Genomic DNA, 22,007 nt, shown 5'->3' on the forward strand with positions numbered 1-22,007 from the left:
CGCCCAAGCATGTTCGGCGAGACCGAAGCTTCGTTTCTCGCCAGCACTGGTCTGTGTCGAACGGTGCGTTGGGCTCCCGCCGACCACGATAGCCGCAACCGTGTCACCGGTAACCACCGTCCGTCTCTGAGTCGTTCGGTTCGGTAGCTGTACGTGTCAAGTGATCAGTCGTGGTGGATGGGTATTTGCGACTGTGTAACGTTGTTCGCATTGTTCGTTAGTGTCTCCCTCCCTGATTCGTATCAGTGTTCGTATTTATTCGTCCAGTTCTCCGGCGGTTCGTCCGGGCTGTCGACAAACCGCCTCACAGATCTCCGGTTTGGTCCGCCGGAGTCGGCGTTCAGAGCCAGTCCGGTGCGAGGTGTTCCGATGATGCGACTGCTTCCGGCCAGACGGTGACGAACTCGCCATCGTCTTGCCATTGCGGTGTGACCGCACCGCGCCCCGTGTTCCGCGAGTTCGTGAGGTCACTATCGCGTCCGTAGAATCGGATTCTGTCGGCGGGGCCGGATTCGTCCATCTCCGTTACCTCCTCTGCAATGGCGTCGCTGTCGTCGATCGAGCCAACCTCCTCGGCGGCGTGTTTGAACGCGTACAGGCTGTCAACGAAGTGCAGTCCCAAATACATCGGTCTCATCGGCTGACTGTCGTACTCGGACTGATACATCTCGAGGATGGACTCATCGTTTATCGCTTCTCCCGTTCGTGACCCACCGATCGTCGTTTCGTACAGACAGTTTCCGTTGGTCGACTCCCAGTATCGTGACGACATGGACGCGACGCTGGACCCTTCCATCGCGAAGGGGTACTCGTTCGAGGCCCAGTCGGAGAGTAACCCGACGCCCGGAATGGCCGCGTGGAACTTGAACAATACATCCGACCCATTGTCCTCGACATCGCTGAGTATCGGCGCCCAGTCAGTCGTGTCAATATCGACTCTAAGATTGTCGTCGATGGTCAGCCCATATTCGTCTTCCATCCGGTTCGGTGCGATCTGCTCTACTGCCTCGGTCCAAGCGGCGTCCTCATACATCATCGTGTACGAATTCCAGCCATGTGTATCACTGAGAAACGCGGCGTAATCCGCGTACGCCTCGGCTTGATCGATGGAATTCGTGTTCATCTGGAAGATTCCCTTATACGTCTCGTAGTCGTCCGCAGCGTAATTCTGGACGATTTCCGGTGCCGCAGCACCGCCGACGAAGAACAGGGCGTCGGACTCGGCAATCCGATCGATGACCCCGAACGCTCCCTCGCTCGATATGGTGCCGCCGAGCATGTCGACACCCTGCTGAAGATAGTCGTTCACCAGTCGATTCGTTGTTGACGCGGACGACTCCGTGTCACCGACGTGGAGCTCGATCTCTTCGCCCATGATTCCACCCTCTTCGTTCAATCGATCGACGTAAAGTTCGGTTAGTCGTTCCGCCCCTATACCGACGTCCATGTCCATGGGGGCGAGAAGAGCGACCGATAGTCCGTCGCCGCTATCACCACCAAGACATCCGGCAATGGTGGCTACTGCCCCGGCACCGACCGTTCCGGCGAATTCGCGACGCCCGGTTTGGAGCCGATCAGTACTCGTTGTGTTTCCATTATCTTCGCTGGAAACGTTTGCTTCCTCGCTCATCGATTGTTGAGACGTATCCACCTTTATTAAATATTGTCCATATCACCATCCAATTGATTATTTGATATTAAAGTTCTTTCTATACGTTGGACAAACCGGGAAGATTATCTCAACTCACTGTCCCACAGCGTTCGACATGTGGTCCGGACTACCGGATCCGGTAAACGCTACGGCGCGCATATCGAGTGTCTCGGACGCTTGGAATATAGAGCTATTGTTCAGGAAAGCGTGGTTTCGGCGATGCGGACCGTCATAGGCGCTCCGCCCATGATAACGTTTCCCGTCGGCCAGAGTCCGTGTCCATATAGCATCATCCAACGAGTACGTCGTCGATGTCAATCAAGCGACGGCGTGGGTCACGCTCAACCGTTAGGACTCGCGGAACGCACTGAACGAACGCCTGACGATGTGCGAGGCGATCGATCGGGCCGAGAGTGACGTTGAGGTGCAGGTGATCGTCCTGCGCGGAGCGGGAGAGGAGGTGTCCTCGGACGGCTACGTATCACGCCGGTCGACGACGAGTCCGACCTCGTGCTGTCGGCCGTCAGTTCTCGTCGCGGAGTTTGTACTTTTGGATTTTGCCGCTTGGGTTGCGCGGGAGGTCCTCTCGGAACTCGTACCGCCGCGGCCGTTTGAACTCGGCGAGATCGTCGCTATCCCTGCAGAAGGTATCGAGATCGTCGGACGTCACGTCGCCGTCTGGAATGACGTATGCAACGACCCGTTCGCCCCACTGGTCGTCCTTCTCTCCGATTACCGCGACCTCGGCGACGCCATCGTGCTGGTAGAGGACGTTCTCGACCTCAGTCGGGTAGATGTTCTCGCCGCCGCTGATGATCATGTCGTCGATCCGATCGACGAGGAAGAGGTAGCCGTCCTCGTCGAGATATCCCGCATCGCCAGTAAAGAACCAGCCGTCGCGGATCGCGTCCGCCGTCCTCTCCGGCCGGTTCCAGTATTCCTCCATCATCGGCGGTCCCCGAAGTATGATCTCTCCCGTCTCGCCGGTTTCGACGGTGTCCTCGGGCCCGACGAGACCGTTCGGGCTCTCGTCTTCGGTCGGTTCGACGATGCGCACCTCATGGTTCGGGGCGGCGCGGCCGACGCTCTCGGGGTGCTCGCGGACCTCGAACGGGAGGATGAACGTCGCGCACGGCCCCATCTCCGTCATGCCGTAGGCCGTCGCATAGTCTTCGGTGAACGTCTCGATGCACTCCTCAAGCAGCGACGGCGGCATCGGCGCAGCGCCGTAGACGCCAAGTTCGAGCGACGAGCCGTTGAACGAGTCAAGGTCCCGCGATTCTTCGAGCAGTTGGCGCCAGATCCTCGAGGCCACGAAAAGGTGCGTCGCACGCTCTTCATCGACGACCTTGAGGGCACGCCGCGGATCGAAGTCGTGGAGGATCACCGACTTCGCGCCGAGATTGATTCGCGTGAGAAGCCCGCAATTGAGTTCGGCGTTATGGTACAACGGCATCGCCGAGATGCCGACATCCGTGAAATCCAGCCCCATCTGCCCGGCGTAGAGCATGTTATGATAGGTCGCGTCCCGGTGGGAGTGGACGACTCCCTTCGGCCGCCCTGTGGTCCCGCTCGTGTACATGATCGCGTACGTATCCGTCGGCTCGATCGAGACCGACGGCGACGCGGTGTCCGCGCTCGCTACCACGTCGTGGAACCCGACGGCATAGTTGGGTGTCTCCCCAACATCGTCATCAACGTACACGTACTCTTCGATCGTCTCAAACCCGTCGCGGCCATGCTCGACCGTCTCCCGGGTCGCCTCTTCGAAGACGAGCATCGTAGAGGCAGAGTCGTCGAGGATATACTCGACTTCGCTAGGCGCGAGCCGGTAGTTGATAGGATTAAAAACGGCGCCGGCGCGGAGGAGGCCAAACAGAGCGACTGCGAACTCGGCGGAATTGTGGAGAAACAGCGAGACACGATCGTTCGGTTCGACGCCGCGGTCCCGGAGCGCATTCGCGAACCGGTCGACACGCTCGTCGAACTCGGTGTAGGTCATGCGGACGTCCTTTCGGGGGTAGACGATCGCTTCCCGATCGGGATACTTCTGCGTCGTGCGTGATAGCGTCTCGGGTAGTGTGGGAAGGTAATCCATGGCTCTGTATTTCGCGATCAGTGTGTTAGCTTTTTCGCCGCGGTAAACAGTCCTATATCGGTAATTATCTGTTTGACTAACATCTTATCGATTGAACGCGCATTTCGCTTGAAGAGTCGGTCACGGCCTGTGGCATATATACATTTGATTGCTTGCGTGGATACGCAACGGATGGCATATACCTTCACGATCGTGTAGACTTCCATATTAATTCTTACGGTCATACATTTTTCCAGTTGACGCTGACGACTGGCCTTCGGTAGTGCCGGAACTGAGTGCTTTCAAATCAAAACAGCGGCCGTACAGAAGTTTATTAAGCAGGGAATCAACTCATCACTTTGCGTCGCTTATAAAAGAGTGCAGTAGAAGTCAGAGAGGAGTCCTTTATCGAATTTCGGACAGACAGTCAGGAAATCCTTCATATTCGTTGTCAGAGACACTTAAAGCGCAACTGACCTGCACCAGTGCATATATGCCACTTGGTCACAGTTGTGGGTATATGGAGTATATCGACGCTTCAGTAGAAGACGGTATTGGGACCATCACGCTCCAACGATACGACGAAACGCGAAACGCGTTCGACGACAAGATGAAATACGAGATTATCAAGACACTCGAGGAGTATCGAGACAACGATGCAGTTCGGGTAATCCTCTTTCGAAGCGAAGGAGACGTGTTCAGTTCTGGTGGTGACCTAAGCGAAGGTGGTGAAGATACCCACTCGCTTCGGGTTATCAAGCAGGCTGCCGATGACTGGGAAACACTCTTCATGACGATGGTGACACTCGAGAAGCCCACAATTGCGGCAGTGGACGGGGATGCGATCGCAGGCGCGGTCGATTTCCTGATCTTTACGGATTTCGTCATTGCAAAAGAGTCTGTGGAGTTCATACTCCCGGAGATATACATGTCTCACATCGACTGGTTTAACGTCGCGATGTTGCCACATCTTGTCGGCGTAAAGCAAGCGCTTGATTTCATTATGACGGGTGGACCGATCACCGCCAGCGAGGCTGAAGCAATGGGACTGATAACGGATGCCGTTCCAGACGATGCGTTCGAAGAGAACATCGATGATTTGACGTCCTCGTTGAAACAGGCCACGCCGACGATGCTCCAAAAGGTCAAAGAGTCAATATACGCGAGCGCCAATATGTCTCCAGCGTCAGCATACATGTATACAAAACAAGCCAGCATGAAGAATCTCCGAGAGAATGCTGACTTCAAGGAAGGTTTCGACGCACAATACCAACAGCGGGAGCCAGAGTGGTCAGAGTGAGATAACTGTGAGATATATATTGTCTAAAAGTGAGTAAGTACGAACACCGGAGTGTTTTGTCGTACCTAAATTTTAAATGATATTTTTGTCGTCTCGAGTTGCTCCGTAAGCCACTCTACGCACTCGAGTCATTGCACATACGATCGATAGGTCCAGAAATGGGGATAGGTGTCGGTCGTCACGATCGAGGGGCCGATAACAGTACAGCAGTACTTCGACATCGTCGGAAAACAGGCTGTGAAACTGGAGCCATCGAGTAGTTCAGTCAGTCGCTATCGAGGAACCGTGGCGTGATAGACAAATGTACAACTGTAATTTAAATGCTTTCTACCCCTAATAACAGCTGGACTGATTTAGCCTGTAAAGTAAAGAGAGAGGAAACAGGCATCTATGTAGCTGTTTTGGCAATATCGAAACAAACAGAGCGGTGATTGGCACTGGACCAACACCAGCGTGTCGAGTTGCCGGACCACATGAGAAGCAGAAACTGGAGACTCACCGTTACAAGCAGGGACAGAAGGGAATCAGAGCTGAGCGGGCTTACTCAATTTCCTACCTCAGTCATGCCTAACAGTATCAGGACCCGACCTGAAACGTGGGGTTGGGTGTTGAGCAAACAGCAGATAGACTTTTAGGTATGGTTTCAAAATAACAGACCATGCAATCGATTACTGGGGCCGTTGTGGTCGTTACCGGTGGTGGATCGGGTATTGGAAAGCAAACCGCACTTGCGTTCGCAGATCGTGGTGCACACGTTGTAATCGGTGATGTCAATACCGATAGCGGAGTGGAAACCGTCGAAACGATACGATCGAACGGTGGGAAGGCACGGTTCGTGGACACGGATGTCACTGATGACGACGATGTCGAAATGCTCGTCCAGACGGCTGTCGACGAGTTCGGCGGGCTGGATATCGCATTCAACAATGCGGGTATCGCAGACAGCCGAACGCTCGTCGAGAACAAATCGATAGACGACTGGCAACGCGTCGTCGATGTCAATCTCTCCGGCGTCTTTCGGTGCATGAAACACGAACTCGAGGCAATGCAGGAAACAGGGGATGGAACGGGAGCAATCGTCAACAATGCCTCGGTGACCGGTCACGTCGGTGTCGAAGCCGCATCGGCGTACGTGTCGGCAAAACACGGTGTTGTCGGGCTCACGAAGGCAGCAGCTCTGGAGTACGCTGAAACAGGTATCCGGGTTAACGCCGTTTGTCCAGGATTCATCGATAACGCTGTGACCACTGATTCGGAGACCGGTAGAGATGACGAGCACGACGAAGTTATCGATCGCCACCCTATCGGTCGGTTAGGCAAGACTACAGAGATCGCAGAAGCCGTCCTCTGGGTTAGCTCCGACGACGCATCTTTCGTGACTGGAGAAACCATCAACGTGGACGGTGGCTATCTCGCCCGGTAACTGGGCGACTGATCATTTTGATGTAGCTATCTATAAGTGGGCGATTGCTAAAATACGGTGTGTATGGAACACACTGACGTACGTACAATTGCTGTAATTGGTGCCGGTAACATGGGCCACGGGATCGCTGAAGTGGCTGCACTAGCCGGATACGACGTCCACCTGCGGGATATTACCGAGGAGTTCGTCGAAAACGGCTACGAACAGATCGAATGGAGCGTCACCAAGATGGTCGAACAAGACCGCCTCACTGACGCGGAGGGAGACGCGACGCTCGAGCGAATTGAGACCTTTGTCGACCTCGAGGCTGCATTGCGTTCAGTTGAGTTCATCATCGAAGTCGTCCCAGAGCAGATGGAAATCAAAACGGACGTCTACGCGGACCTCGAGGAGCATGCGCCCGATGACGCGATATTTGCGTCAAACACGTCGACGTTTCCAATCACCACACTCGCGGAGTCGACGGATCGACCCGAGCAGTTCTGCGGGATGCATTTTTTCAACCCGCCAGTTCGGATGCCACTCGTCGAGGTTATCGCAGGTAAACACACGAGTGAGGAAACGTTAGCGCTTACGGAAGAGGTCGCCACGGAATTCGGCAAGACGCCAGTTCGTGTTCGGAAGGACGTGCCGGGGTTTATCGTCAACCGCGTCTTGGTACCAATGTTAAACGAGGCTGCATGGCTCGTCGAAACCGGCGAAGCTACGATTGCGGAAGTTGATAGTACCGCAAAATACAGCCTCGAGCTACCGATGGGCTGTTTCGAACTGACGGACCAAATAGGGATTGACGTCGCACTACACGTCATCGAGTACATGCACGAGTCGCTTGGACCGGCGTACAAACCGTGTCCGCTCCTCTCAGAGGTGGTCGATGCTGGAACCCACGGGAAAAAGACTGGCGAAGGGTTTTACAACTACGAAGACGGCGAGGCAACGGTTCCAGACGATCAACACCGGACTGATGTCGAAGAGCAATTGGTCGGCGTCGCAGTAAACGAGGTCGCGAAACTCGTTGCGGCAGACGTCGCTGACCCAGCAGCCATCGATGAGGCCGTGCAACTTGGAGCGGGATTCCCGAACGGACCGACCGAACTGGGGGCAGACCACGGCTACGAGCGACTTGTTACGGTGCTGTCAGAGCGTGCGGAACAAACTGGTTCCCCACGATACGAGCCGTCGGCCCAACTCCGTGATTGGGCAGCCGACGGTGGACCGGACGAACGCTGACTCAGAGGTACCACGAGACTTCCGTGCGATTAGGCTTGCACCCAGGGGAGTGGTCACCCGAGGACTTCACCGACGGAATTCGAGATAAACGTCAGTTTCAACGCAGCCGAACATGAGGAAGCGGTTCGCCGTATATCCCGAGATTTAAGACGGCTCTGTACATACTAGTGATAGAATGCGTATCTTACTCCCCATCGATGCCGAGGAAGACCGGGCAATCGCAGCCGTCGATGCTGTCCGTTCTCTCCCGAACGCAGCGGAGGCGATCGAGGTAACAATTCTGAACGTCCAAGAAAAAATGGAGGGGGCCGCTGATGAAGGTGGACAGGTCAGCTCTGAAGACTGGTACAACGAAACGCACTTTCCATCGAGTGTCACGCTTGCAGAGGAGCAACTACAGGATGCCGGCATCACCGTCGAGAAACGTCGAGAGCACGCAGATCCGCCCAAAGAGATACCAAAGACGGCTGATGAAATCGATGCAGACTGGATTATTATGGCTGGTCGAAAACGGTCGCCTGTTGGGAAAGTCCTGTTCGGAAGTGTCGTCCAATCAGTGTTGCTCCATGCCGATATCCCGGTAACCGTGGTCTCAGCGTAACAATACAGTCACTGTGCGATTTTTGATTCAGGTCGAGTACGGTTACAGTGGCGCCTCGCTTTCGATGAGGTCCTGTGCGTACGATGCGAGTTTCGGAACCCGATCTTCCATACGGGGATACAGTGGGTCGTCACTGTTGTCCTCAAGGTAGCGCCGGAAGAACATTTCACCGAGGCCAGCCATCTTGTACGCCGCCAAAACGAGATAGAATCGCGGATTCTTGAACGTGATGTCCGATCGTGTCTCGTATAAGTCGACGAGTTCACGTCTGGTTTGGTAGCCGTCTCGAGACAGGAACGACGGTTGCAGTTCTGGGAGTGGTCGCGCCGTTGATTCGTCGGTATGCCAGAAAAACAGCATCCAGCCCAGATCAGTTAACGGATCACCGATAGTGCTGAGTTCCCAATCGAACACCCCAGTAATTTCCGGCGTGGTGTCTGGCTCGAACATCACGTTGTCGAGTTTGTAATCGCCGTGGACGAGTGTCTGTGGGTGTGAGTCGGGAACATTCGCAGCGAGCCAGTCACCGACCTCGAGCAGCGTCGGAACGGTCCGAACGTCCGACGTTCGCTCAAATGCCCACTCAAGTTGAGAAGTCCAGCGGTCGACCTGTCGTTCAGTAAAACCGACCGGGTGGCCAAAGTCACGCAGGCCGACAGCATCGTAGTCTACCGAGTGAACCCTCGACAGCGTCTCTACCAGTTCAGTGCCAATCCGCTGGCGCTGTCTCGGGGTTGCAAACCGCACCGGTTCCTCATCGCGAAGCACGTCGCCCTCGAGCGCTTCAACGGCGTAGAAACTACTGCCGATAACCGAGTGATCTGCACATGCAAGAACTGCATCAGGTAGCGGGATATTGGTGTGCTGGAGCGCATCAATTACCTGATACTCCCGAAGAACATCGTGGGCGGAATCAGCAGTCTCGCCCGGCGGCGGACGTCGAACGACGAGTTCGCGTTCATCCCACGTGACGAACAGCGTTTCATTTGAATGTCCTTCTGGGTGATGTTCGATCTCGAATGCTGTTGCAGCGCCGAGTTCCGTTTCGAAGTACGAGCGGAGAGCGCCCTCGTCAACAAGCCGTGTGATGTACTCTTCTTTGGGCATGTTTCACCTGTGTCTGACGTTGAGTCAGTGTGTGGATATTCCAGGCAACGGTCTATGGCCATTTATCTTTAGCGGGATCCCCGTCCTCAGCGAAACAGTGGGATAACTGTAGTGGCAGTTGCCCGCAGTGAACACTCGTTCGAGGGGGTCATCAACTGATACGTAAGTACGTTACTGCCGATAAGAACGTTGATAACAAGTCTCGCTGCGCAGTAACACAGCTCCGCCGAACAACGAACAATCGACTCTTCTGAATAGAATTATATGATGTTGTATCGTGACTGAGAACCATGGGAACAGTTTCCTATGATTTCGACGGTGAGACGGTTATCGTTACCGGTGGCAGCTCCGGGATCGGCCGACAGATCGCACTCGAGTTCGGTAGCGCAGATGCAACGGTTCTCGTCGCTGACATCCAAAAGAAGCCGCGAGACCCTGATACAGCGCCGACACACGAAGTCATCAACGACAGTGGTGGGTCCGCGGAGTTCATCCAGACCGACGTTTCTGACCCCCAGCAGATCGAAACTCTCGTCGAAGCGGCACGCCAGTTCGGCGGTGTAGACATCATGGTAAACAATGCAGGGATCGTTGAACGTAAGGACTTTTTCGACGTGACTGCGGAGTCACTCGACCGACTACACGGAGTCAACGTCCGTGGTGTCCTTCTTGGCTGTAAATACGCTTCTCAGGACATGCTAGCGCGTGATGATCCGGGTGTGATCCTCAACACATCATCCCCAAATTCTGATCTCATCTCGACGAATCATATCGAGTACGACGCGACAAAAGGGGCAGTACGGATGATTACACGAAGTGCAGCTTATCAATTAGCGGAGTACGGTATCCGGGTGAACGCGATTGCACCCGGACTCACGCCGACGCAACTTTCAGAGGGCGGTGCCGAAGCGGCCAAGCAAGCCATCGAAGATGGAAAACTTCACAAAACGATTCCGATGAGGCGACCGAGTGATCCGAACGAAATTGCTACTCCGTCGCTCATGCTATGTAGTGACGCAGCATCGTATATTACCGGCGAACAACTGTACATCGACGGCGGTTATCAGGTCGTCTAATCATCCCCTTGTTCAGAGACGTCGACTGACCATGGGGAGTCAGCGCTTAGGTCCCCGGTCTTGTAGGCACCTCTCGCCGTGGTGACCGCCGTGTCCGCAGACCGGACGACAATATCGGCAATTGCAATGTCTTCCCCACAGCGGAGCACGTCAGCAGTGGCCTGCAGATCGGCCGTTGCGGGACGGAGATAATCCACACGCATGTCTACGAGGGGGGCAAGTGAATCTGTCTTCGAGATGACCGCTGCTGCCCCAACAGCATCCGCAAGCGTAAATGCGACCGGCGCAGCAGCAACGAAGCGATCGTCTCGAAGCGAGTACTCCGGTTCGGGCTCTATGTATCCTTCAGCGTGCCCAGCCGCAGCCTCCGTGATCGTAAATTCGACTACCTCTCGAAATGGCACCTTCTCATTAAGATATGTTGGCAAATCCATCTTGATAGTCCGTTACCAGCACACATCCATAATATCGTCGATAACGGCACATGAAACGTTCATACCAGAGGGCAAATATCTAGTGACAGGTTTTTTATCAACACACTCGACACACAGCGTTGGCGCTTACGGACCCGAACTACCGACCGATGAACTCCGGGTCCGTTCCGTCGAAAAAGGCCTTGAGCCCGCGCTCGTAATCGTCCGTTCGCGCTGCAGCAGCAATTCCATCCGTCTCCGCCGCGAGGTGTTGCTCGAGTGAGTGCTCGTAGCTCTCAGTGAGTAAGCGTGTCGTCGTTCCGAAGGCATGAGTCGGGCCACTCGCAACCTCGCTGGCGATATCAGCCAGTCGCGCGTTGAATTCGTCACTCGAGACAACTTCGGTGGCTAATCCCAGCTCCGCAGCCTCATCGGGGTTGATCGGAGTATCTTGAAGGACGATCCGCTTTGCTTCACGGAGTCCGACTAACCGCGGCAAGAAAAAGGTCCCACCACCGTCTCCAGTGAGACCGATTCCCGGATACGCGTATTTGAGTAGCGCATCCTCACCCAGAATCAGGAGATCTGGGAACAGCGTGAGGCTGAATCCGATACCAGCAGCAGTCCCATTTACGCCGCCAACGACCGGCGTCTCTGTTCGATGAAATTGCACAATCGCTTCGTGGGCCCGACCAGCCAGTTCTCGAAGGTGTGCCGTATCGGACTCGTCGCCGGCTAACGCCGAGAGATCAGCACCGGAGCCAAAGAAATCACCTGCATGCGTCAGTACGATACAGCGAGTGTCTGCGTCCTCACCGAGTGTCGTTGCTACCGAGACGAGTTCGTTGGCCATCTCGAGTGTGAGCGCGTTTCGTCCGGCTGCACTATCGAGAGTGACGGTCGCAACACCATCGTCATGGTCTATCGACAGGTTGTCGTATGTACCCATGGAACAGGGTAGGCTATCGGCTTTGTTAACAGTTTTTGCTTCGCCATGGACAGCCAGAGATAAGGCTTGCAAGAGAGCTACCAGCCGATATCGTTCCGACAACGACAGCGAGCGATATTGCTGCTGCAATCGGGTTCGTGGCAGACGTATTGGGTAACCAATAACAAGACTTTAGAAGGTTGGCATTCAGGAACATACCAATGTACGACGAGCAGGAGCTTGATGCGATTCGGGAGCAACAAGAACAGTGGGAAGCAGAGACACTAGAACCAGTGCTCGAAAACCATGGTGAGCGACAGGACCGATTCGCAACGGTCTCGAACCACGAAGTCGACAGGCTCTATACGCCAGATGACATCGCAGATCTCGATTTTGATGACGACATTGGATTTCCCGGCGAACCACCGTACACGCGAGGCCCGTATCCGACGATGTATCGTGGACGCACGTGGACAATGCGTCAGTTCGCCGGATTCGGAACTGCTGAAGAGACGAACGAACGGTTTCACTATCTCATTGATGAGGGACAAACTGGACTGTCGACGGCGTTCGACATGCCGTCGCTGATGGGCATCGATTCGGATCACAAGATGAGTCAGGGAGAGGTCGGGAAAGAGGGAGTTGCAGTCGACACGCTCGCGGATATGGAAATCCTCTTCGACGGTATCGACATCAGCGAGGTTTCTACCTCGTTTACGATCAATCCGTCTGCAGCAGTTATCTACGCGATGTACATCGCACTGGCAGACCAACAAGGAATTGAGCGAAGCGAGGTTCGGGGAACCCTCCAAAACGACATGCTCAAGGAGTTTATCGCTCAAAAAGAATGGGTCATCCCACCAGGTCCGTCACTTGATGTCGTTACCGATACGATCGAGTTTGCCGTCAAAGAGACGCCAAACTTCCACCCCGTCTCCATCTCGGGGTACCACATTCGTGAAGCTGGTTCGACGGCGGCCCAAGAGGCAGCCTTCACACTCGCTGATGGCTTTGCATACGTTGAAGACTGTCTCGACCGCGGACTCGATGTCGACGAGTTTTCACCGTTACTGTCCTTTTTCTTTAACTCCCACAACAGTATCTTCGAAGAGGTCGCAAAGTTCCGGGCCGCACGGCGCATCTATGCTCGCGTAATGGACGAGTGGTACGATGCAGACCAACCCGAGTCAAAGCGACTGAAGTTCCACACCCAGACGGCAGGCCAATCGTTAACCGCTCAGCAACCGCTCAACAATATTGTCCGTGTTACGATTCAGGCACTTGCAGGTGTTTTCGGCGGCACGCAGTCACTGCATACCAACAGCTTCGACGAAGCACTGGCACTTCCCAGTGAGAAGGCAGTTCGCGTCGCCCTTCGTACTCAACAGATCATCGCTGACGAGTCGGGGGCTGCTGATATTGTTGATCCAATGGGCGGCAGTTTCGCAATCGAGAAACTCACCAACGAGATGGAATCCGAAATAATGTCCTATATCAAAGAGATTCGGGAGATCGGTGACGGCTCGATCCGCGATGGTGTCCTTGACGGTATCGACCAAGGCTACTTCCAACGCGAGATCGGTGATGCAAGCTACGAGTATCAACAGCACGTCGAACGCGGCGAAGAGGTCGTCGTCGGTGTTAACAAGTATACGATCGAGGAAGACACCTCACCTGATATCTTAAAGGTAGATGATACAACCCGTAAACGCCAGCTCGAGCGACTCGAGCGTGTCAAAGACGAACGCGACGATGAAGCCGTCAATTCGGCGTTAGAGGCACTATCAACGGCTATCGAGAACAGCGAGAATGTCATGCCGTATATCATTACTGCAGTGAAGGCCTACGCGACGATGGGCGAGATCATGCAAGTGCTCGAAGACCATCACGGTTCGTACCAAGAACAGCTCAGTCCGGTCTAACTAAGACAGGAAACAGCCTTGTGCGTTGTTTACGAGAGGCAGAGTTGAGACAGATCCTCTCGGTTACAAATCGAGCAGTACACCACAAGGAAGTATTTTCAATTTCGATACTATCATACGTGGATACGGCAAACACTGACGTATGAGTGGTGAAACTAATCAACAAAGTATCAGGTGTATGGTTGCCAAAGTTGGCCTCGACGGCCACGACCGGGGTGCACACGTTATCGCCCGTGCGTTCCGCGATGCCGGCTTCGAAGTGATCTACTCGGGATTACACAAAGCCCCTGAAGAGATCGTGCAAGCAGCAGTCCAAGAAGACGTCGATGTGCTAGGGATCTCGATTCTTTCGGGCGCACACGATACACTCGTCCCGAAAATTATGGACGGACTTGAGGAGTACGACGCGAAAGACGATACGCTCATTCTCACTGGCGGTGTTATTCCCGACGAGGATCGCGAGGACCTCAGAGCAGAGGGTGTCTCTGCAATCTTCGGTCCCGGGACATCGATCGAGGAGACAATCGAATTCGTCCGTGAAAACGCGCCTGAGCGATGAGTACAAACGACGTACTACTCGAGGAATTGCGTTCAGGGAAACATCGAGCGTTGGCTCGGGTCATCTCAAAAATCGAAGACCGCACGCCGGGTTACAGAGATATTGTCTCTGAACTCTATGCATACACGGGCGACGCCGACGTGATCGGTATTACGGGATCGCCGGGTGCAGGGAAATCGACATTGGTCGACAAGCTTGCCCAAACCTACCGCGATCGAGGCGAGACGGTGGGAATAATCGCAATCGATCCATCCTCTCCGTTTACGGGCGGTGCAGTGCTCGGTGATCGCATTCGGATGGCATCGACGGTCGGAGACATGGACGTATTTGTCCGCTCAATGAGCGCTCGCGGGACACTCGGTGGGCTCTCGACGGCGACTGCAGACGCCGTCAAGGCGATGGACGCATTCGGCAAGGACAAGATTATTATCGAAACGGTTGGTGCCGGCCAAAACGGACTTGAGGTAGATAGGCTCGAGTAGGTGTATGACTTCGTGTGTCGGGGATAGGGTATTCTGAGAGGACACGAAAGAGAGATTGGAGGATGTGTCGGTGTGTTCCCGTCGGAAAACTGCCTAAGTTCACCATCCCAAATTATTCCAATAGGTGTTGTGCAATCGTGTTTCGGAGGACTTCACTCGTTCCTTCATAAATTTCGTTGAGTTTTGCGTCCCGATAGAATCGTTCGGCGGGGTAATCCTTTGTATAGCCGTAGCCGCCATGGATCTGAATGCCTTCATTGGCGACCTCACGGGAGACTTCACTGGCGTAGAGCTTTGCTTGTGCTGCCTCTTTGATAAAGTTCACACCACGAATCTTCTTATCGGCAGCGTCATGCATAAGCAACCGCGCAGCACGCGTTTTCGTGTCCATGTCAGCCACTTTGTGCTGAATAGCCTGAAAGTCAGCAATCGATTGGCCAAACTGATCCCGCTCCTGACTGTAGTTGATTGCCTCATCCAGAGCTGCCTGTGCGATACCAATCGCTCGGGCAGCAATGGTAATACGGCCGCCATTAAGCGTTTTCAACGCTTGGACGAATCCATCCCCTTCCTTCCCCAGCCGACGATCAGCGGACACCCAGAGATCGTCAAAGCGTAATTCAGCGGTTGGACAGCCTTTATCACCGAGTTTATCCTCAGTCCCCTCAACCATGAACCCCTCGTCTTCCTCAGGGCGAACAATAAACGAGGAAATTCCCTTGCTTCCTGCATCCGCGTCGGTCTTTGCGAACAGTACGACTGTGTCCGCGACCGATCCGTTTGAAATCCAGAGTTTTCCGCCATTGATACGGTAGCCGTCTCCATCTCGCTCGGTTACCGTCTCCATCGCCGACACGTCGCTGCCGGCCCCCGCTTCCGATAGTGCAAACGCGCCGATATCCGTTCCCGCCGCCACTGGTGTCAGATACTGTTCCTTCTGAGCCTCAGTTCCGAATGCATAGAGCATGTTCCCCGCCAGTGAGGTGTGTGCGGCAACGATTGTTCCGAGTCCGCCCGACCCGCGGGCGATTTCTGCCAAGGCTGCCGGATACGCGTGATAATCGAGTCCCGAACCACCGTACTCCTCAGGAAACGGCATTCCCATCAAGCCAAGTTCCGCGAGTTCATCGACGAGTTCGTGTGGAAAGTCGTCCGTTTGGTCGATCTCTCCAGCTACCGGAACAACTTCCTCGTCAACGAACTCCGTGACCATCTCCACGATCTGGCGTTGCTCGTCAGTAAAGCGAAGCTCCATGCGAAAGGGTTTCACTCGAACAGATTATAGCTGTTCCTCTTTGTCGAAAATGGTTCCAGTAAGCCGTGCAAGCCGTCCTATTTGAACGATGGTGAAGGGAACATGCTACTGGAAATAGGTCGAGAAAGGCTACACCGGGATCAAAAATATTAGTGGAGAACTTTTATTTAGCATTTCAACAACCACCAGTTATGGAGCTAGAAGAGCGAGTACAACGACTCGAGGATCGTGAAAATATCAAGAAGCTTAAATACGAATATGCGCGGCATCTCGATAACAGGTCTTGGAAACAGTGGACGAAATTGTTTACGCCAGACGCCCAGTGTACGTTCAGTGGACTTGGAACGTTCCATGGACGTGAGGAACTACTTTCTCTAGCCAGGGAGACCGTCGCCCCTGCATTCGAGTATTCAGCACATGTGATGCATCATCCAGAGATAGAAATTGATGAAGATACAGCCACCGGACGATGGCTCGTTGATATCTTCTTCGCGTTGCAAGATGATGAAATTGCGGGATGGCGACAAGGTCGATACACAGATTCGTATCAACGTGTTGACGGAGAGTGGAAACACTCGTCGGTATCGCACACATTTGACGCGCGAAATCGATTCGATTACGGGTTATCCCACGACGATCGATGGGGTGAACTTATCGAATTTGGTACTGCAATATCGAATGACGATGGCTAATTATCTGTTCACCCAACCGATTCAGAAAAATTAGTTTGCGAATAGACATCCCTTCGTAAAGGTATGGAGCAGCCATCAACGAGACAGTTGATTCGGGTCGCGTAATAGCGTATGTGACGCTGAAATCATCCTAAGTCGGAGATACATCAATGATCACCTAATCGAGGATCTGTGCTAAACGATTGGCCGGGTAGAAGCAGACGAAAATATGGTAGAGGAGACAGACAAACTGCGCCCGCAGCATCTGGCATCGGAAAGGAAACTAGTGGTCGAATAGCTCACCGTTGATGGTGACCGACACGGTGGGGTCGGTTACGGTCCGGACCCGAGAGGCTTTGCGATGTCCCATGTCGTCACATGGGGCAGCGTCGTGCTCGTTGCAGGTTTCCCAGATGGAGGTCTGGTTGACTGCTGCAAGGATGACGACATCCCATATCTCGCCGAGATTGAGGGGCGAGCCCTCGATCCCTGGCAGCGGGAGCTGACCGACTACCTCTTCCGCTACACCTTGACATCCGACGCCGAAAGAACACCGTCTGATTGGGAGAGTTTGATCACATCACCTCAACCAGACATCTTCCTCATCAATCCGATGCTTTAGCTCCGGCTCTCACACCAGTTGGGAAGTACCGAGTGTACTGGATTAACAAAGGTGATTGATGAGTATTAACCGAGCTCAAATGGACGAACTAAGGGTTCGTACCAAACATGATAATCATAAGTGAAACCACACCCGCAGTCTCACTTCATCCCAACATTTATATCCGGGAGCATTGTACGTCAATGGTACACAATGGCAAGAGACGATGTTAAAATCGTGGAACAGTTCCTAGACGCGGCTGGAGAAGGAGACATGGACACGGTCGTCGAGATGTCACACCCAGACTATATCATGCGGGAACCCGAATCGCTCTCGTACGGCGGAACGTACGAAAGCGTCCCGGATCTGTTCGCAGATATGGATGCCGCGTACGAGGACTTCTCGTGGGACCTCCAGTGGGTCACTCAAGCTGGAGATCAGGTACTGTGTTATGTCTCAGTCGAAGGTACACCAACAGGCGGAACAGCATTCGAATCAACGGCTATCGAACTGATTCGCGTCGAAGATGGATTGATCATCGAGGAGGAAGTGTTCTACAGAGATACAGAGAAAATCCTTCAAGCGAGTCAGTAGACGGGCAGTAGACTGCTATCCATCCGAACAGCTGAGTTTCTTCGGTCCGTTCCAAGAATTGTGAGAATTAATGAATAATCAGAGTAGAGGAAGTCCGTTGTACAGCCCAGTATCTGCTGTTCTCTGTAACTCATCTCGGTGGCGACCGTTTGTTCGATGCTCTCAGGAAGTACTTGATCACCTTCTCGAGACGGGCGTCGTAGTGGTCGATCCGTTCTGCTCGGATAGTCCAGACAGTGTTATTTTCAATTATTATGTTGAGATATTTTCTGACGTTTCTCCGAGATGGAGACGATAAAATGAGTCGTTCGGTACGCTGGTTTCTCAAAGTCCTGCTTCGATTAGTTTAGCAGTGTCCTTGTAGAACACTTCTGCCTCCACTATCTGGTCGTTCTCGACTCTAAACAGTTCAACAGCTGATGTATCGAACTCATCTCCATCAGCAACCTTTCCGTTGATGTCGAAATAAATTGCGACCCAGTCGCCTGCTTGTTCCATCCATCGTCTCTCAAAATCGAACTTCTCATATTCCTCAGCGAACGCGGAAAACTCCTCCTCCCAGATGCTCTTCCCTTCCAGCGTGCCACCGTATGGGAGTGATTCTGGTTGTGTCATTGTACAATCAGGGTGGGTGAGATCCCTCATCGTCTCTATGTCCGGTTCGTCCCCACCAGCCGCCTCTTGGAACTTATCCAGTAATTTCAGGTCGTCAGTTGTCATCGTAGTACCTCGATATGAGGGTCTGTCCGGAGTTATAAAAAATTTGGGTGGAGCCCACAGGGACCGATGACGAACAACCTCTTGCAAAGCGATCCATGATGTGTGGAGTCCGAGAATCTGATATGGCCTGCAATGCCGGCAGACACAGTAGCAGAAGGGGTCTGAAGAGTATTCTATACTCTTCCGAAAAGCAGAGGACACGTATTTCATTACGGAGAGAACCCTAAGTTCATTATGTTTGATTGTGTTTGGTGTCTGAATAGTGCCCATCCCTTGTTAACATGCAACAGTAAACAGAATATTTAAGTGCATGTCTATATCAATGACTGGTTGGATATATGACGACCACAATTCCGCATAGTCCAACTGACGCACGTTACACAGACTCCCATCATGGGCTTACGAAGATGTTATCGTTAAAGAGGTCAATCAAATGACTCTGTCAACTGTTCCTCGATACGACGCCGACGCAGTGAGCGATATCGGCGAACATGCCGTGGTTATCGGTGGATCGTTCTCGGGTATGTTTGCCGCACGGGTTTTATCTGACGGGTTCGACCGCGTCACGGTTATTGAACGCGACGAACTCCCCGACGAGCCCGGCGCGCGCGACGGAGCCCCTCAGAGTTACCACACACATGGGTTCCTCGAAGCAGGGAGAGCTACGATGGAAGACCTCTTTCGCGGATACGGAGAGCGGTTTTTCCAAGAAGGAGGTGTCCTAGTCGATACGTCACGGGAACTAGCGCACTACCAGGCTGGTGGATTCGTCGCCGGGGGAACCAGTCGAGACCAACTATACACGGCGAGTCGGGGACTTATCGAATACGTGATGCGCGAGAAGCTCAATGAGATTAAAAATATTGAGATTCGCGATGGCTGTCAGTTCCTCACGTATCTCACCGAAGATGGTTCCGCCGTGGAAGGAATCAAGATGCGGGACGAGACTGGTGATAGTATTGATTACCGGGCGGATATCGTCGTCGATGCTACTGGCCGCAGCAGCCGTACACCACAGTGGTTGGAGGACCAGGGCTACACTCCACCTCCGGTCAGCGAAGTCACAGTTAATGTAAGATACTCTACAGCTACTATCGAACGGCCGTCGGATGATCGACTCGCGATGCTCGCTGGTCCGGAACCACCGCGGAAGCGTGGCGGGTTCCTCGCACCGATCGAAGACAATCAGTGGGAAGTCCTCCTCCAAGGGATCCATGGTGAGGTGCCACCTGACGATCAGGAAGGATTTAAAGAGTTCGCAGCAAGTCTCCCCTTCACACATCTGGAGGAGCGACTTGAGGCTAATGACTTTACTTCCAGTGAGATCCACTCGTATCCGTTTCCGTCGAATCTCCGTCGTCACTATGAAAGTCTCGAGGAATTTCCAGAAAATTTGATTGTGACCGGTGATGCGGTTGTTAGCTTCAATCCGGTCTACGCTCAGGGTATCTCGGTGGCAGCGCTTGATGCATTGTCGCTCCATCACACCCTCGCCGAGGACGGGGCCAATAATGTGGCGCTGCGCTATTTCGACCGTATCGAGGACCATATTGATAACGCATGGGGAATGTCGATCAGCGCAGATCTGGCATTTGAGGAGACTGAAGGCGAAAAACCACCAGGTATGGATCAGATGAATCGATATACTGCTAAGGTTGTTCAGAAGGCACATAATGATCCAGAACTGGCCAGTCTCTACCGACGAATTGCCAATATGGAAATTCCTTCGTCAGTACTGTTTGAACCAGCTGTTGTCGCCCGAGTCCTTGAACCCGATGACGGAAATTCCGAAAACAAACAGATTACACCAGATATTCTCAGTGATGTTTTCTGAATACCTCTCTGAACCGCAAACTCCGGCTTTGGCGACAAGCCAATCACGTAGAGTATAGAAGTATCTCAAAATCATCCACGCACGATGTAACACCTGTAGTGGTGACACTTTTTAGATTGAAACTATACGAATCACCGTGGGAACTCGAGTCCGACACAAATAACCGTGTTACGGAAAAGTGTGAAGGTGAACGATCATCAGATTCGCTTAGAGAGTTTAGCGAGATGAAAACAATAGGTCAGTTAACATCATTGGTACTTTTTATCATTTTAACTAGTTAAACGTCGATCCACCTCACTCTCAAACCGCCGCAGTCACGCTAAATCAGGATTTGCAGAAATACCTTTTATTATCGAATCATCATACAGTGCCACTACTAAACGCGATTATGACATCCCATGATTATCGTTAGTGAGCCCCATGTTAACATAACACTTATTAGAATGGAGATTGTCAACGATAGTTGATGTACGAGGGAGTACTCGTAGGAGACGGTGTACTGCACGCATACAACAACACTCGAGAGAACGCGGTGAATGAAACTGGGTTCAATGTCGCTCAGTTCATCCAAGCATTCACGGCCCACCATACGGTTCCCGACGATTCGAAGCTTCCGGAAAAAGAATGGTACCGAAACTTCTCGGCGGAGGAGATTGCAAAGGTTTCGTTTCTAGAAAGTGACGTTGACTTCGGCGTCTACCACGCCACACCCATCTTCGATTACTTCAAGGACGGTTACTCCTCGGTCGAATCTGGGATTGAGATGCGTGATGAAAACCCGGAACGTGTGAAGGTCCTCGGGGCCGTGAACCCACTCGATCCGAATGCTCTCGAAGAAGTCGACCGACAGGTCGAGGAACTCGGCGTGGATGGGTTCAAACTTTACCCGACCTTCTACAAACCCGGCGGAAGAGTCCAAGAGCTCCGTGCTGACGGTGATTGGCTTCCGATCATTGAACGGGCGGTCGATGTTCACGGCATCGATCACATAGGGTTCCACAAGTCCTTCCCGCTGGGGCCGACCGGCCTTGACCACCAAGACCCAGGTGATGTCGCTGACATCGCTTCGCAGTTCCCGAACGTGGATTTCGAACTCCTGCACACGGGTTATGTCCCGTACTTCACCAAGCAGGCAGTGATGATGACTGGTAATTACGACAATATCTATCTTACCTTTGAAGGTACAATGAATCAAATGCACCTGAACCCCGGCCGATTCGTCGATATAATCGGGAACCTGCTTAACTTCGGCAACCCCGAACGGCTGATCTTTGCCTCCGGTGTTCCAGCGTTCCATCAGCAGTACCTCATTGAGATGTTTATGGACTTCCAGATCCCGGAAGAGGCTCGAGCAAAGCACAACTACCCGAAACTGACGGACGACATCAAGAAGAAAATCCTTAGCGAGAACCTGATCGACCTGTACGATTGGGACAAAGATGCGCTGCTTGACGCAGTTGAGAACGACAAATGGGCCAAGCGTCGCGAAGAAGTCGGACAGCCCGCCCCCTGGTCAAGTATCGAGAACATCGCACAACCCGCTGATGACTGAGACTATAGAGA

At 53.3% G+C, this 22,007-nt stretch carries 17 protein-coding genes and 3 pseudogenes; 12 read left to right on the plus strand and 8 right to left on the minus strand.

Features of this window, described 5'->3' with window-relative positions; all coding sequences use genetic code 11:
- Window positions 1-340 precede the first annotated feature (340 nt).
- Together ACSFC7_RS25600 and ACSFC7_RS25605 are read right to left on the minus strand one after the other, a co-directional pair.
- A complete protein-coding gene (locus ACSFC7_RS25600) occupies window positions 341-1,447 on the minus strand; it encodes an ABC transporter substrate-binding protein (RefSeq protein WP_436348086.1) in 1,107 nt (368 codons plus the stop codon).
- A 727-nt stretch (window positions 1,448-2,174) separates the two neighbouring features.
- The gene (locus tag ACSFC7_RS25605) at window positions 2,175-3,749 is read right to left on the minus strand and encodes a long-chain-fatty-acid--CoA ligase (protein WP_436348088.1); all 1,575 of its coding nucleotides are present in this window, start codon (window positions 3,747-3,749) and stop codon (window positions 2,175-2,177) included.
- Window positions 3,750-4,248: 499 nt separating this feature from the next.
- On the opposite strand from ACSFC7_RS25605, the gene ACSFC7_RS25610 reads away from it, so the two are divergent.
- The 4 genes and pseudogenes from ACSFC7_RS25610 to ACSFC7_RS25625 all read left to right on the plus strand — a co-directional run bounded on the left by ACSFC7_RS25610 (window position 4,249) and on the right by ACSFC7_RS25625 (window position 8,282).
- Window positions 4,249-5,028 carry an enoyl-CoA hydratase/isomerase family protein gene (locus tag ACSFC7_RS25610; protein ID WP_436348089.1) on the plus strand — a complete coding sequence of 260 codons (780 nt, stop codon included), beginning with the start codon at window positions 4,249-4,251 and terminating at the stop codon, window positions 5,026-5,028.
- A 658-nt stretch (window positions 5,029-5,686) separates the two neighbouring features.
- A complete protein-coding gene (locus tag ACSFC7_RS25615; protein WP_436348091.1) occupies window positions 5,687-6,451 on the plus strand; it encodes a glucose 1-dehydrogenase in 765 nt (254 codons plus the stop codon).
- A 63-nt stretch (window positions 6,452-6,514) separates the two neighbouring features.
- Window positions 6,515-7,666: pseudogene (locus tag ACSFC7_RS25620) on the plus strand (3-hydroxyacyl-CoA dehydrogenase family protein); the annotation flags it as partial.
- A 190-nt stretch (window positions 7,667-7,856) separates the two neighbouring features.
- Window positions 7,857-8,282 carry a universal stress protein gene (locus tag ACSFC7_RS25625; RefSeq protein ID WP_436348093.1) on the plus strand — a complete coding sequence of 142 codons (426 nt, stop codon included), beginning with the start codon at window positions 7,857-7,859 and terminating at the stop codon, window positions 8,280-8,282.
- Between the two features lie 42 nt (window positions 8,283-8,324).
- On the opposite strand, the gene ACSFC7_RS25630 is transcribed toward ACSFC7_RS25625, so the two are convergent.
- Window positions 8,325-9,389 carry a phosphotransferase family protein gene (locus tag ACSFC7_RS25630; protein WP_436348094.1) on the minus strand — a complete coding sequence of 355 codons (1,065 nt, stop codon included), beginning with the start codon at window positions 9,387-9,389 and terminating at the stop codon, window positions 8,325-8,327.
- A gap of 290 nt (window positions 9,390-9,679) precedes the next feature.
- Between ACSFC7_RS25630 and ACSFC7_RS25635 the strand changes: the two genes are divergently transcribed.
- Window positions 9,680-10,465: an SDR family NAD(P)-dependent oxidoreductase gene (locus tag ACSFC7_RS25635; RefSeq protein WP_436348096.1), complete on the plus strand. Its 786-nt coding sequence runs from the start codon at window positions 9,680-9,682 to the stop codon at window positions 10,463-10,465.
- On the opposite strand, the gene ACSFC7_RS25640 is transcribed toward ACSFC7_RS25635, so the two are convergent.
- Entirely contained in the window at window positions 10,462-10,899 is a 438-nt protein-coding gene (locus ACSFC7_RS25640) for a PaaI family thioesterase (RefSeq protein WP_436348098.1), read from the minus strand. The genes ACSFC7_RS25635 and ACSFC7_RS25640 overlap by 4 nt on opposite strands.
- Window positions 10,900-11,038: 139 nt before the next feature.
- Window positions 11,039-11,827, minus strand: coding sequence for an enoyl-CoA hydratase/isomerase family protein (locus ACSFC7_RS25645; RefSeq protein WP_436348727.1), 789 nt, complete (start codon window positions 11,825-11,827; stop codon window positions 11,039-11,041).
- A 200-nt stretch (window positions 11,828-12,027) separates the two neighbouring features.
- On the opposite strand from ACSFC7_RS25645, the gene ACSFC7_RS25650 reads away from it, so the two are divergent.
- The 3 genes and pseudogenes from ACSFC7_RS25650 to ACSFC7_RS25660 all read left to right on the plus strand — a co-directional run.
- On the plus strand, window positions 12,028-13,728 hold the full coding sequence (locus ACSFC7_RS25650) for an acyl-CoA mutase large subunit family protein (RefSeq protein WP_436348099.1): 1,701 nt from the start codon (window positions 12,028-12,030) through the stop codon (window positions 13,726-13,728).
- Between the two features lie 142 nt (window positions 13,729-13,870).
- Window positions 13,871-14,287, plus strand: coding sequence for a cobalamin B12-binding domain-containing protein (locus tag ACSFC7_RS25655; RefSeq protein WP_436348100.1), 417 nt, complete (start codon window positions 13,871-13,873; stop codon window positions 14,285-14,287).
- A pseudogene (locus ACSFC7_RS25660) lies at window positions 14,284-14,760 on the plus strand (ArgK/MeaB family GTPase); the annotation flags it as partial. The gene ACSFC7_RS25655 and the pseudogene ACSFC7_RS25660, both read left to right, overlap by 4 nt.
- A gap of 121 nt (window positions 14,761-14,881) precedes the next feature.
- On the opposite strand, the gene ACSFC7_RS25665 reads toward ACSFC7_RS25660, so the two are convergent.
- Window positions 14,882-16,024 (minus strand): acyl-CoA dehydrogenase family protein, encoded by a 1,143-nt coding sequence (locus ACSFC7_RS25665; protein ID WP_436348101.1) that lies wholly within the window; start codon window positions 16,022-16,024, stop codon window positions 14,882-14,884.
- A 191-nt stretch (window positions 16,025-16,215) separates the two neighbouring features.
- Between ACSFC7_RS25665 and ACSFC7_RS25670 the strand changes: the two genes are divergently transcribed.
- Window positions 16,216-16,716 (plus strand): nuclear transport factor 2 family protein, encoded by a 501-nt coding sequence (locus tag ACSFC7_RS25670; protein WP_436348102.1) that lies wholly within the window; start codon window positions 16,216-16,218, stop codon window positions 16,714-16,716.
- Window positions 16,717-17,065: 349 nt separating this feature from the next.
- Here ACSFC7_RS25670 and ACSFC7_RS25675 read toward each other — a convergent pair.
- A pseudogene (locus ACSFC7_RS25675) lies at window positions 17,066-17,274 on the minus strand (ISH3 family transposase); the annotation flags it as partial.
- A 235-nt stretch (window positions 17,275-17,509) separates the two neighbouring features.
- Between ACSFC7_RS25675 and ACSFC7_RS25680 the strand changes: the two are divergent.
- Window positions 17,510-17,890: a nuclear transport factor 2 family protein gene (locus ACSFC7_RS25680; protein ID WP_436348103.1), complete on the plus strand. Its 381-nt coding sequence runs from the start codon at window positions 17,510-17,512 to the stop codon at window positions 17,888-17,890.
- A gap of 324 nt (window positions 17,891-18,214) precedes the next feature.
- On the opposite strand, the gene ACSFC7_RS25685 is transcribed toward ACSFC7_RS25680, so the two are convergent.
- Window positions 18,215-18,610 (minus strand): nuclear transport factor 2 family protein, encoded by a 396-nt coding sequence (locus ACSFC7_RS25685; RefSeq protein ID WP_436348104.1) that lies wholly within the window; start codon window positions 18,608-18,610, stop codon window positions 18,215-18,217.
- Between the two features lie 472 nt (window positions 18,611-19,082).
- Here ACSFC7_RS25685 and ACSFC7_RS25690 point away from each other — a divergent pair, with 472 nt between their 5' ends.
- Both ACSFC7_RS25690 and ACSFC7_RS25695 read left to right on the plus strand, forming a co-directional pair.
- Window positions 19,083-20,444 (plus strand): NAD(P)/FAD-dependent oxidoreductase, encoded by a 1,362-nt coding sequence (locus ACSFC7_RS25690; protein WP_436348105.1) that lies wholly within the window; start codon window positions 19,083-19,085, stop codon window positions 20,442-20,444.
- A gap of 466 nt (window positions 20,445-20,910) precedes the next feature.
- On the plus strand, window positions 20,911-21,996 hold the full coding sequence (locus ACSFC7_RS25695) for an amidohydrolase family protein (RefSeq protein ID WP_436348107.1): 1,086 nt from the start codon (window positions 20,911-20,913) through the stop codon (window positions 21,994-21,996).
- The last annotated feature ends 11 nt before the right edge of the window (window positions 21,997-22,007 follow it).

This window comes from Natronorubrum halobium, assembly GCF_051351675.1.
Lineage (GTDB): Archaea > Halobacteriota > Halobacteria > Halobacteriales > Natrialbaceae > Natronorubrum.